This is a genomic window from Ruegeria sp. TASC047, assembly GCF_059612445.1.
On record NZ_JBXWQP010000050.1, the window covers coordinates 73,329 to 85,371 of the forward strand.

At 60.9% G+C, this 12,043-nt stretch carries 10 protein-coding genes; all 10 read left to right on the top strand.

All coding sequences use genetic code 11. The features are described 5' to 3' along the window. Entirely contained in the window at positions 1-1,215 is a 1,215-nt protein-coding gene (nirJ, locus tag AC2FLO_RS17980) for a heme d1 biosynthesis radical SAM protein NirJ (RefSeq protein WP_496754069.1), read from the top strand. Between the two features lie 91 nt (positions 1,216-1,306). Beyond that, positions 1,307-2,815: a cytochrome D1 domain-containing protein gene (locus AC2FLO_RS17985; protein WP_496804379.1), complete on the top strand. Its 1,509-nt coding sequence runs from the start codon at positions 1,307-1,309 to the stop codon at positions 2,813-2,815. Further along, a complete protein-coding gene (locus AC2FLO_RS17990) occupies positions 2,772-3,035 on the top strand; it encodes a hypothetical protein (RefSeq protein ID WP_209507042.1) in 264 nt (87 codons plus the stop codon). The genes AC2FLO_RS17985 and AC2FLO_RS17990 overlap by 44 nt, the downstream gene beginning before the upstream one ends. 543 nt (positions 3,036-3,578) lie before the next feature. Continuing rightward, positions 3,579-5,756: a 4Fe-4S binding protein gene (locus tag AC2FLO_RS17995; protein WP_496754067.1), complete on the top strand. Its 2,178-nt coding sequence runs from the start codon at positions 3,579-3,581 to the stop codon at positions 5,754-5,756. Positions 5,757-5,771: 15 nt separating this feature from the next. Then, positions 5,772-7,679: a TAT-dependent nitrous-oxide reductase gene (gene nosZ, locus AC2FLO_RS18000; protein WP_209507040.1), complete on the top strand. Its 1,908-nt coding sequence runs from the start codon at positions 5,772-5,774 to the stop codon at positions 7,677-7,679. A gap of 2 nt (positions 7,680-7,681) precedes the next feature. Then, positions 7,682-8,938, top strand: coding sequence for a nitrous oxide reductase family maturation protein NosD (locus AC2FLO_RS18005; protein WP_496754065.1), 1,257 nt, complete (start codon positions 7,682-7,684; stop codon positions 8,936-8,938). Further along, on the top strand, positions 8,928-9,821 hold the full coding sequence (locus AC2FLO_RS18010; protein WP_480484301.1) for an ABC transporter ATP-binding protein: 894 nt from the start codon (positions 8,928-8,930) through the stop codon (positions 9,819-9,821). Before AC2FLO_RS18005 ends, AC2FLO_RS18010 begins: the two co-directional genes overlap by 11 nt. Beyond that, entirely contained in the window at positions 9,818-10,639 is an 822-nt protein-coding gene (locus AC2FLO_RS18015) for an ABC transporter permease (RefSeq protein WP_480588490.1), read from the top strand. Before AC2FLO_RS18010 ends, AC2FLO_RS18015 begins: the two co-directional genes overlap by 4 nt. After that, a complete protein-coding gene (locus AC2FLO_RS18020) occupies positions 10,636-11,151 on the top strand; it encodes a nitrous oxide reductase accessory protein NosL (RefSeq protein WP_480588492.1) in 516 nt (171 codons plus the stop codon). Before AC2FLO_RS18015 ends, AC2FLO_RS18020 begins: the two co-directional genes overlap by 4 nt. Continuing rightward, positions 11,148-12,041 (top strand): FAD:protein FMN transferase, encoded by an 894-nt coding sequence (locus AC2FLO_RS18025; protein ID WP_496754063.1) that lies wholly within the window; start codon positions 11,148-11,150, stop codon positions 12,039-12,041. The genes AC2FLO_RS18020 and AC2FLO_RS18025 overlap by 4 nt, the downstream gene beginning before the upstream one ends. Positions 12,042-12,043: the final 2 nt, after the last annotated feature.

A 12,043-nucleotide genomic window follows, 5' to 3' on the forward strand; every position in this document is an offset into this window, starting at 1 on the left:
ATGTTCCGCCTGACCGAATACATGCACCAGCTGGTCAAACCGACCCCGGTGCGAAAACGCCGCCCCGGTCCTGTGAAACCGGTTGTAATCTGGAACCTGACGCGGCGCTGCAATCTGAAGTGCCGCCATTGTTATACTGTCTCGGCGGATGTTGCGTTCCCGGGCGAGCTCAGCCACGAGCAAGCCATGGTAACCCTTGAGGATCTGGGCCAGTTTCGCGTCCCGGCCCTGATCCTCTCGGGTGGGGAACCACTGGACAGGTTCGATTTCTTCGACATTGCCAAACGTGCCCGCGACCTTGTGCCGATGCTGGCGCTGTCGACCAACGGCACACGAATTCATGATGAAACAGCCGACATGATTGCCGACGTTGGTTTCAACTACGTTGGCATCTCGTTGGATGGGATCGGGGCCACGAATGACTGGTTCCGCGGTGTTGAAGGGGCTTTTGCCGACGCCCTGCGCGGTGTGCGCGAATGCAAGAGGCGCGGCATCAAGGTTGGCTTGCGGTTTTGCCTGACCGAAGGCACGCAGCATCACCTGCAGGACCTGCTGCAGCTATGCGATGACGAGGGCGTCGACAAGTTTTACCTGTCGCACCTGGTTTATGCCGGGCGCGGTGACAAGAACCGCGGCGAGGATGCCGAGCATCAGCGCACCCGTAAAGGAATGGATTTGCTGTTGGAACGCGCGTGGGAGGCTGCCTCGGGCGGTCGCCCGCTGGACATCGTGACCGGCAACAATGATGCAGATGCGGGGTATTTCCTGAACTGGATTCGTGCGCATTTCGACTCTGACAAGGCTGCGCATGTCCGCGAGCATCTGGCCGCTTGGGGAGGAAATTCCAGCGGTTTGGGTGTGGCCAATATCGATAATCTGGGCCGGGTTCATCCTGACACGTACTGGTCTGATTACACAGTAGGCAACGTTAAGACGACATCGTTTTCCGAGCTTTGGACCAGCGACGATCCGATGCTGGCCATGCTGCGCACGCGCCCGCGCCCCCTCAAGGGGCGCTGTGGGGCCTGCGAGCTAAAGGATGTCTGCGGTGGCAACACCCGCATTCGAGCCCTGCAACTGACCGGTGATCCTTGGGCCGAAGATCCTGCCTGTTACCTGACAAACGAAGAAATCGGTGTTGACGACGCAGGTGAGCGTCTGCGGGTTACGCCGTTCCGGGGGAAAAGCCATGATCCGGCGCATCAATTCTTTTAGTCCCGTCTGCTCTGAGCCTTCGACATGGGCGCTAGAGACACTTAACGGAGCCTCCGACGGAAGTATTTTTGAAAAGATGAAGGTCGTGTTGATGTGTTCTGTACTGGGCGCCGGTGGTGCCTGGGCGGATGCACCAACGGATTATGCCGAGCATTGTGCGTCCTGCCACGGTGAAAACCGCCTGGGCGGTGTGGGCCCGGCACTGATCTCAGAGACGCTGCAGCGCATGCGTGGGCCGCGTATCGCGGCGGTGATTGCGGAAGGGCGCGCGGCGACGCAAATGCCTGCTTTCTCGCACGAACTCGATGCTTTGCAGATTGAAGAGCTGGCCGGCTGGTTGAAATCACCGCTGGAATCCGACCCCGAATGGGGCGAGGCCCATATCATGGACAGCCGCACGCTGGATGACGGTTATATCCCGGTTGATGCGCCAGTGTGGTCAAGTGACCCGATGAACATCACCCTGGTGGTCGAAACCGGGGATCATCATGTCAGCGTGCTGGACGGTGACACGTTTGAGGTTTTGGACCGGTTCGAGACACCCTTCGCGGTTCACGGCGGGCCGAAGTTCAGCCCGGATGGGCGTTACGTTTTCATCATGTCCCGGGATGGCTGGGTTCAGAAATACGACATCTGGGCCCTGCAACAGGTGGGGCGCGTACGGGCGGGGCTTAACAGCCGAAACATCGCAATGTCCGGCGACGGCAAGTGGCTGGCCGTTGCGAATTATCTGCCAAACAGTCTGACCCTGCTGTCGACCGAAGACCTGTCGGTGGCAAAAGTCATTGCGATCAAAGGAAAAGCGGGAAAATCCAGCCGCGTATCCGCAGTGTATCAGGCCCCCCCGCGCGAGAGCTTTGTTCTGGCGCTCAAGGATGTTCCCGAGATCTGGGAGGTCTTTTACGGAGCCAACCCGCCGCAATCCGGGTTGGGTCACGACTTCCGCATCGAAGGGCAGTTCAAGAACCCTGACCCCTTCCCGGTGCGCAAGATCACCACGCCCGACTATCTGGACGATTTCTTTTTCGATCAAAGCTATGAATACGTCATGGGTGCCGCGCGCGATGGCAAGGGCGGACAGGTGATCGACCTTGTTATTGGGCACAAGGTGGCCGATCTGGACTTGCCGGGGATGCCGCATCTGGGCTCGGGGATTACGTGGAAGCATGGCGATACGACCGTTATGGCCACACCGCATCTGACCGACGGCACGGTGTCGGTGATCGACATGGAGACTTGGGAAACCGTCAAGCGGATCAAGACCGAAGGGCCGGGATTCTTCATGCGGAGTCACGAAAACTCGCCTTACGTCTGGGCCGATGTCTTCTTTGGTCCCAACAAGGATGCCATGCATGTGATCGACAAGCAAAGCCTTGAAATCGTGAAGACGTTACGCCCTGCCCCGGGCAAGACCGTGGCACATGTAGAGTTCACAAAGGATGGCCGCCACGCGCTGGTCTCGATCTGGGAAGATGACGGCGCGGTGATCGTTTATGATGCGCAGACGCTGGAAGAAGTGCGCCGCCTGCCGATGCGTAAACCGTCTGGGAAGTACAATGTCTGGAACAAAATCACCTTCTCGGAAGGCACCAGCCACTGAAGGCAAATGGCCGGTCTGGAAACTGGCCATTCTGCTTTATCCAGCCACCATGTTGACCGTGGCCATCAACCTGTTTCTGGCCGGGCTGATCCTGCACAGCGCCGGTTTCGGGGTGATTGGACCGGTTCCGGCAATCCTTTGGTCAATACCATTAGGCATACCCGCGTCCTGGTTGGCAGGGCGATGGGTGCGTGGGTTGATGGACGAAGCGGACGGCTGAAGGGAAATTCCAAAGGCCTGACGAAAGTCAAGTATCGGACAGGGAAAACCGCCTACGACTCGGGAAAGAATACCGAGTTGGATTCTCCATGCCTGCCTTTAACTCCTTCCACACCCTCCCTGTTCGCGCGTTACGCGCGGCGTGTGGACTGGCAGGCATTTTCCTTCTGTTGTTGCAAATGCTTGGCCCGGTGCTGGCGAGTCCCGGTGAGAGCATGTGGGTGGAGATCTGCTCGGAGGCAGGAGCGGTTTGGGTTGAGGTGGACCTTGATGAGGAAAGCACCGATCCAACCGCGCCCTGCCCGAAATGCGCGGACTGTGCGCTTTGTGCGGTGACGGCGTCAGCACCGATGCCGGGCGCTTTGCTGTCCGCAAGCATCGGAAATGTTCAAAATGTACGCTTTGAACATGGGGGGAAGTGCATTTTGTACAACCCCAAACACCTGTGGCCCGAAACCCGAGGGCCCCCGTTCACGACCCAAGAAGAATCTGAACGCGCGCCGCGCGCGTCCATGGCGTCCACCCAATTGATCGGAGGTGCGCCGTGGTCATAAGTCGCGCAATCCATTTCCTTCTGGCCCTCATTCTGTCCTGCGGTGTCGCAATCAGTGCACGCGCCGACAGTCTTGCCAGCTTTCTTCCTGACATTGATCCGGCTGACCTAGCCCCGGGTGCCGACGCGTTTGGCCCGGTACGCAGCGACGTGAAGGTCGCCCCGGTCCTTCGGGGTGGCGATACCATCGCGTGGGCTTTTCTGACTTCGGACTTTGTCGGCACGACCGGCTATTCCGGCAAACCCATTCACGTGGTTGCCGCCATCGACGCGGACGCTGTTCTGACCGGCGTTCAGCTGGTCAAGCATTCCGAACCCATCGTGCTGATCGGTATTCCCAATTCCCGGATGGTCGAACTGACCGAAGGCTATGCGGGGCTTGACCTGAAACGAGAGGCCGAAACCGGGGGCGAGGGGCATGACCTCGACATTATCTCGGGCGCGACCGTGACGATCATGGTGATCGACGACAGCCTTGTGCGCGGAGGGATCAAAGTAGCCCGCGCGCTAGGGCTGGGTGGATTGTCTCCGGTACAGGCTGGTGGGCCGCAGCGCGAAGTCGATATGGCGCAGGATGCCATTTACGACTGGACCACACTGTCGGGAGACGGCTCGGTCCGGCGGATGACGCTGGATGTCGGGCAGGTCAATGCCGCCTTTGAAGCCACCGGGGATCAGCGCGCGATCAAGCGACCCGAACTGGGCGAGCCGGATGACACCTTCATCGACATGCATTTGGCGCTGGTTTCGGTCCCGTCTATCGGCATGTCGCTGCTGGGTGAGGCCGAATACCAGAACCTGACCAACTGGCTGGACGAGGGCGAACAGGCCATTCTGGTACTGGGGCGCGGGGCCTATAGTTTCAAGGGCTCGGGCTATGTCCGGGGTGGGATCTTTGACCGGATTCAGCTGATCCAGGGCGACAGCTCAGTGCGGTTCTTTGACAAGCAGCAGCGCCGTCTGGGTGAGGTTGCCGCGCCAGATGCCCCCAGCTTTACCGAACTGGATATCTTCAAGATTCCCGCTGATGCCGAGTTTGACCCGGCCGAGCCGTTCCGCCTGCAATTGCTGGTGCAGCGTGCCGTCGGGGCGGTTGAAAAGACCTTTCTGACCTTCGATCTGGGATACAAACTGCCGGAACAGTACCTGTTGCCCGTCACCGCGCCATCGGTCGTGGATGATGCAACCGGCGAAGCGGCTGCCAAGGCCGCCCTGTGGCAGCGCATCTGGAAGGATCGCACTGTCGAGATCGCCGGGCTTGGTGTCATGCTGCTGGTGCTGACTGCCACGTTCTTCTTCCAGTTCCACGCCACGATGAATGCGCGCGTCTTCTACTGGTTCCGCATCGGGTACCTGACGATAACCCTGTTCTTCATCGGCTGGTATGCCAATGCACAGCTGAGCGTGGTGAACCTGATGGCGCTGGCGGGCAGTTTGCGCACGGGGTTCTCGTGGGATGCGTTCCTGCTGGACCCGCTGGTCTTTATCCAGTGGTTTGCCGTGGCCGCAGCCCTGTTGTTCTGGGGCCGTGGGGCCTATTGCGGATGGCTGTGCCCGTTTGGCGCGCTTCAGGAGCTGACCAACAAGATCGCGCGGGCGCTGAAAGTGCCGCAATGGACTTTGCCCTGGGGCCTGAACGAGCGTCTCTGGCCTGCGAAATACATGATCTTTCTGGGTCTTTTTGGCCTGAGTTTCGTCTCGATCCCGCTGGCCGAGCAATATGCCGAGATCGAGCCGTTCAAGACCGCGATCATTCTGAAATTCATGCGCGACTGGCCGTTTGTGGTCTTTGCGCTGGTCCTGCTGGGGATCGGGCTGTTCGTTGAACGGTTCTATTGCCGCTATCTTTGCCCGCTGGGCGGAGCGCTGGCGATCCCTGCCCGTATCCGCATGTTCGACTGGCTGCGCCGCTACAACGATTGTGGCACGCCCTGTCAGACCTGCGCCAATGAATGCCCCGTTCAGGCGATCCACCCCACCGGTGAGATCAATCCGAACGAGTGCGTCACCTGCCTGCATTGTCAGGTGCTCTATCAGTCCGAGGACAAATGTCCCGTCGTTATCCGCCAACTGAAACGGCGGGCCAAGACCGGGTCGGTCACACCTAAGACCCCCCTCGGGCAACCACCGGCGAACCATCCGAACGCCAAACCGAAAACCGTTTCCTAAAAAGGAGGAACGACCATGTCGGACCAAGAAAACAAACTGAACATCACGCGCCGCGGAATGCTGGGGGCCACTGCCACCGGTGCCGTCATCGCCGGGACCGGTCTGGGATCGACCCTGATGACCGCGAAAGAGGCCAGCGCTGCCGCCAAGCAGCATCTGGAACCGGGCGAGCTGGACGAATATTACGGCTTCTGGTCGTCGGGCCAGACTGGCGAGCTGCGCATTCTGGGCGTGCCGTCCATGCGCGAGCTGATGCGGGTGCCGGTGTTCAACCGCTGCTCGGCCACGGGCTGGGGCCAGACCAACGAGTCGCTGAAGGTTCTGACCGAAGGCCTGCTGCCTGAAACCAAGGAGTTCTTGGCTGCAAACGGCAAGGTCACCTATGACAACGGCGACCTGCACCACCCGCATATGTCGTTCACCGACGGCACCTATGATGGCCGTTATCTGTTCATGAACGACAAGGCCAACACCCGCGTGGCCCGTGTGCGCTGTGACGTGATGAAATGCGACAAGATCATCGAGATCCCGAACGCGCATGACATCCACGGCCTGCGTCCGCAGAAATTCCCGCGCACCGGCTATGTCTTTGCCAATGGTGAGCACGAGGCCCCACTGGTCAATGACGGCCAGATCCTTGATGATCCGTCGCAATATGTGAACATTTTTACTGCCATCGACGGCGACAGCATGGAAATTGCGTGGCAGGTGATGGTGTCGGGCAACCTCGACAACACCGACTGCGACTATCAGGGCAAATACGCCTTCTCGACCTCGTATAACTCGGAAATGGGTATGAACCTGGCCGAGATGACCGAGAACGAGCTGGACCATGTGGTCGTGTTCAACCTCAAGGGCATCGAGGATGCGATTGCCGCAGGTAACTATCAGGAACTGAACGGCGTCAAGGTCGTGGACGGGCGTAAAGAGGCGGGTGGAAACCTGACCCGGTACATCCCGATCCCGAACTCGCCACACGGTGTGAACGCGGCACCCGACAAGAAACACATCATGATCAACGGCAAGCTGTCGCCGACTGTATCCGTGATCGATGTGGAAAAGGTCGATGCGCTGTTCAGCGAAAACGCCGATCCGCGTTCCGCTGTTGTCGCCGAGCCGCAGCTGGGCCTTGGCCCGCTTCACACGGCATTCGACGGCAAGGGCAACGCCTATACCACCCTGTTCCTGGACAGCCAGGTGGTGAAGTGGGACATCGCCAAGGCGATCGAGGCCTATGCGGGTGCCGATGTTGACCCGATCGTCGACAAGGTCGACGTGCATTACCAGCCGGGCCACAACTCGACCTCGATGGGTGAAACCGCCGAAGCGGATGGCAAGTGGCTGATTTCGATGAATAAGTTCTCGAAAGACCGCTTCCTGAACGTGGGTCCTCTGAAGCCCGAGAATGAGCAGCTGATCGATATTTCCGGCGACAAGATGAAGGTGGTCCATGACGGCCCGACCTTTGCCGAGCCCCATGACTCGATCATTGTTCACCGGTCCAAGGTGAACCCGGTCAATGTCTGGGACCGCAACGACCCGATGTGGGAAGAGGCGCGGGCGCAGGCTGCCGCTGACGGTGTCGATCTGGACGAAGGTGCCGAGGAACCAATCCGGGATGGCAACAAGGTGCGGGTCTACATGACCTCGACCGCGCCCGTGTTCAGCATGGAGAAGTTCACCGTCAAACAGGGTGACGAGGTGACCGTCTATGTCACCAACCTGGACGACGTGGACGATGTGACCCACGGCTTCTGCCTGTCGAACTTCGGTATCGCGATGGAGGTCGCACCGCAGGCCACCGCCTCGGTCACGTTCATTGCAGACCGTCCGGGCGTGCACTGGTTCTATTGCCAGTGGTTCTGCCACGCGCTGCACATGGAGATGCGCGGCCGGATGTTTGTTGAGCCGCGGAGCGCATAAACATGCGTTGGCCCCTGCTCATACCGCTCCTGCTCGGCTCGCCCCTTTGGGCGGCGGACTGGGATGTGCCCAATCGGGCGGGGGCCATCAACGAGATACTGGCGCAGGCGGCGGATGGGGACACCCTTCGCCTGAGCCCCGGCGTTTACGTCGAGCAGTTGGTTCTGGACCGGCCCGTGACCCTCGACGGGCTGGGACAGGCCACCATCGACGGCCAAGGCCAAGGCAGTGTGATCACAGTGACCGGGCCGGGCGTGACCGTACGCGGTCTGACGGTGATCGGATCGGGATCGGACCATGACGGGATCGACAGCGGCATCCAGCTGACCAAGACGGCGCGCGCGCCGGTGGTCGAGGATAACGTGCTGCTGGGCAATCTTTACGGCATCGACATCCACGGTGCGAAGGACAGCATCGTACGACGCAACCGGATTGAAGGGCGGCAGGATCGCCATATGAATGCGCGCGGCAATGGTGTCTATGTCTGGAACGCGCCGGGTGCGGTGGTTGAAGGCAATGACATCCGCTATGGCCGCGACGGGATCTTTGTGAATTCGTCCAAGAAGAACACCTTTACCGGCAACCTGTTCCGCGATCTGCGGTTTGCCGTTCACTACATGTATGCCGACGACTCGGTCGTCAGCGACAATGTCTCGATCGGCAACGATCTGGGCTATGCGGTGATGTTCACGACCAATGTGCGGGTCGCCAACAACGTCTCGATCGGGGACCGCGAACATGGCGTGATGCTGAACTATGCCAACAAGAGCGTCATCACCGGCAATGTCGTGAAAGGTGCCAAGGAAAAATGCACCTTCCTGTATAACTCGAACAAGAACGAATTCACCGACAACTGGTTCGAGGGATGTGGCATCGGTATCCACTTTACCGCTGGCAGCGAACGCAACCGCATTGTTGGCAATTCATTCATCGGAAACCGGACGCAGGTGAAATACGTCTCGACCAAGTGGGTCGAGTGGTCCGAAGACGGGCGCGGCAATTACTGGTCCGATTTTGCCGCCTATGATGTGGATGGCAACGGAATCGCCGATGTCCCCTATCGACCCAATGACAGTATGGACCATGTGCTGTGGACCCAACCCGCAGCCAAATTGCTGCTCGGCTCGCCTGCCGTGCAGCTGGTGCGCTGGTCGCAATCGGCCTTCCCGGCGTTGTTGCCGGGGGGTGTGATGGACAGCAACCCATTGATGCAAGCCCCTGAACCCCCAGCTATGAAAAAGGTGCCTCATGACGGATAAGGCCCTGTCAATTGACCATGTTTGCAAGAACCGGGGGAAAACCCGCGTTCTTGACGATATCACCCTGTCCCTTGCCCCCGGTCAGCGCGTGGCGCTGCTGGGCCATAACGGCGCGGGAAAATCGACCCTGATCAAGTCCATCCTTGGCCTGACACCCATTCGGGACGGAGCCATTCGGATCGGGGGCGCCACCCCCGGCAGCGCGCAAGCGCGACGGGATACGGCCTATCTGCCCGAGGCGGTCTCGTTTCACCCGGCGTTGACCGGGCGCGAGCAGCTGACGCTGTTTGCAAAACTGTCCGGGTCAAAAGCCGATGTTCCCGGCCTGCTGGAGCGCGTTGGCCTGAGCGACGCATTGGACCGCCGGATCGGTGCCTATTCCAAGGGGATGCGGCAACGACTGGGGCTGGCGCAGGTGCTGCTGGGTCAGCCGAAAGTGGCGCTGCTGGATGAGCCGACATCGGGCCTGGACCCGATCTCGCGCCAGGACCTCTATGCCATTATTGACGAGTTGGCCGCGCAGGGTACCGCGGTGCTGATTGCCAGCCATGCGTTGACCGAGGTTGAGGCGCGCACCGACCGGATCGCCATCATGCGCAAGGGTCGGATGGTGGCCGATGACACGCTGAACAACCTGTCGGCGCTGGCCGGTCTGCCGATCCGCCTGAAGGTGCGCGCCACCGCCAATGCGGATGCCCTGGCCGCCGAACTGGGCGGCAACCGGATCAACGGCGCATCGGTCGAGCTGCTGTGCACACCCGAAGACAAGATGGAGGCCCTGCGCCGGATCGCCGGATTGGGCGATGCAGTGGCGGATGTGGAAATGACACCGCCCAAGCTGGAGGACCTTTATCGCCACTACGCACAGGAGGAGAGGACATGACCCGCTTCCTTGCCATTTCCCGAACTGAAATGCTGATTCTGCGCCGCAACCGCTGGCTGTTGGTTGCCACGCTGATCATGGTGCTGTTCGCCTTGGCGCTGACCTTTGCGGGCAGCGCGCCCACCGGCACATTGGGTGTTGATATGCTGACCGTCTCGGTCGCGTCGATGACCACGCTGTCGGTTTACCTTGCGCCTTTGCTGGCGCTGATGATTTCCTTCGATGCCATCGCGGGCGATGTGGACCGGGGCAGCCTGTCGCTGCTACTGTCCTATCCGGCTGGACGCGGGGAAATCCTGTTGGGCAAGTTCTGCGCCCATCTGGCCGCGCTGGCCTTTGCCATGACCGTGGGTTTTGGCACCGCAGGTGCGGTAGCCGCGTTCTTTGGTGGTGCGGGGCCGGAAAGCCTGATGGCGCTGGTGCGACTTATCCTGACCTCGATCCTGTTGGGCGCCGTGTTTCTGGCGCTTGGATACCTGCTGTCCGCTTTGGCGAGGGGCGCCACGGCGGCAGCGGGTCTGTCGGCCGGGCTTTGGCTGGTTTTTGTCGTCCTTTACGATCTGGGCCTGTTGGGGGCCGTCGTCATGGACAAGGGCGGCACCTTTACCCAATCCGTCTTTCCATGGGTGATGGTGGCCAACCCGGCCGACGCGTTCCGTTTGTGGAACATCGCCGCGACGGAAGGCGTGGCCATGGCTTCGGGCATGACCGGGGCCGCACAGGCCCTGCCGGTCTGGGCCGCACCCGCGTCGCTGCTGATCTGGCCGGTGCTGGGCTTTGCCCTCGCCCGGCTGGCTTTCCGGAGGGTCGAGCCATGAGACGCCTTGCCCTGATCGCATTGCTTGCACTGGTGGCCTGCAAGGAAGAGTTCGCCGAGGCACCTGACCCGGTCGATCTGACACCGGATGCGCTGAGCTATTTCTGTCAGATGAATGTCGCCGAGCATGGCGGCCCCAAGGGGCAGGTTCATCTGGAAGGCTATCCGGCCCCGCTGTTTTTCGCGCAGGTGCGGGACATGGTGGCCTATCTGAAAAGCCCCGAGCGCGATGCGGATATCACTGCCATATATGTCAGCGATATGGGCGTCGCGCCAAGCTGGCGGCAGCCGGGGATTTCGAACTGGATCGCTGCGGATGGTGCGACTTTTGTCGTTGGTGCCGATGTGGCAGGTGGCATGGGGGCGCGCGAAGTGGTGCCCTTTGCCGATCCTGCCGATGCGCAGGTTTTCGCGGAGACCTATGGCGGGACCGCAATGCGCCTGCCCGACATTCCCGATGCCGAAGTGCTGGGCCCTGTCGATCTTGATCTGACATTGGAGACCCCCGTATGACCGCCCTGTCCCGTCGCCGTTTTCTGATCATTTCAGCTGCCTGTGCGGCCACCCCGGCCATGGCTTCGGACGCGCATTGGCGCGGCACAGCCCTTGGGGCTGCGGCCAGCCTGCGGCTGGTCGGGCTGGCGGATGCCGAGGCCGCACCGATCATTGCCGCCGTCGAGGGTGAGGTGACCCGGCTGGAGGATATCTTCAGCCTGTACCGTCCGCAGTCACAGCTGAGCCGCCTGAACCGCGACGGTGTTTTGACCGCACCCGCGCCTGAGCTGTTGGAGGTGCTGAGCCTGAGCAGTGCGCTGCATCAGGCATCCGGCGGCGCTTTCGATCCCAGCATTCAGCCCCTGTGGTATGCTTTGGCAACAGGGGCAGGCCCCGGAGATCTGGCTGCCGCCCGCGCTGCTGTGGGTTGGGAACGGGTGTCTTTCGATGCTGCGTCGGTGCGGCTGCCGGTGCCGGGCCAGTCGGCCCTGACGCTGAACGGTATCGCCCAAGGCGCGATCACGGATCGGATCGCCGCGCTGCTGCGGGGCTTTGGCTTGCGTGATGTTCTGGTCGATATGGGAGAGGTTGCCGCCTTAGGTGCGCGAGGCGACGGCACGCCCTGGAAAGTCGGGTTGGCCGCGCCGGACCAGCGGGTTCTGAAGCGGGTCGCGCTGCGTGACCGCGCTGTCGCGACGTCATCATCGCTGGGGACGCAGCTGGGACAGGGTTTCGGTCACATCATCACCCCGGACGGGCCTGCAAACCGGGACAGAACGGTTTCGGTTTCTGCCCCTGATGCGGTGATGGCAGATGGTCTGTCCACGGCAATTTGCGCGACATCTCAAAGTCAAGTCACTGAAATCTTGCGGCGTTTTCCCGAGGCCCATATCGAGCTGAATGTATGACG

Coding starts and splice junctions, on each gene's coding strand:
- nirJ (WP_496754069.1), top strand. CDS start 1: ATGTTCCGCCTGACCGAATACATGCACCAGCTGGTCAAACCGACCCCG.
- AC2FLO_RS17985 (WP_496804379.1), top strand. CDS start 1,307: ATGTGTTCTGTACTGGGCGCCGGTGGTGCCTGGGCGGATGCACCAACG.
- AC2FLO_RS17990 (WP_209507042.1), top strand. CDS start 2,772: ATGTCTGGAACAAAATCACCTTCTCGGAAGGCACCAGCCACTGAAGGC.
- nosZ (WP_209507040.1), top strand. CDS start 5,772: ATGTCGGACCAAGAAAACAAACTGAACATCACGCGCCGCGGAATGCTG.
- AC2FLO_RS18005 (WP_496754065.1), top strand. CDS start 7,682: ATGCGTTGGCCCCTGCTCATACCGCTCCTGCTCGGCTCGCCCCTTTGG.
- AC2FLO_RS18010 (WP_480484301.1), top strand. CDS start 8,928: ATGACGGATAAGGCCCTGTCAATTGACCATGTTTGCAAGAACCGGGGG.
- AC2FLO_RS18015 (WP_480588490.1), top strand. CDS start 9,818: ATGACCCGCTTCCTTGCCATTTCCCGAACTGAAATGCTGATTCTGCGC.
- AC2FLO_RS18020 (WP_480588492.1), top strand. CDS start 10,636: ATGAGACGCCTTGCCCTGATCGCATTGCTTGCACTGGTGGCCTGCAAG.
- AC2FLO_RS18025 (WP_496754063.1), top strand. CDS start 11,148: ATGACCGCCCTGTCCCGTCGCCGTTTTCTGATCATTTCAGCTGCCTGT.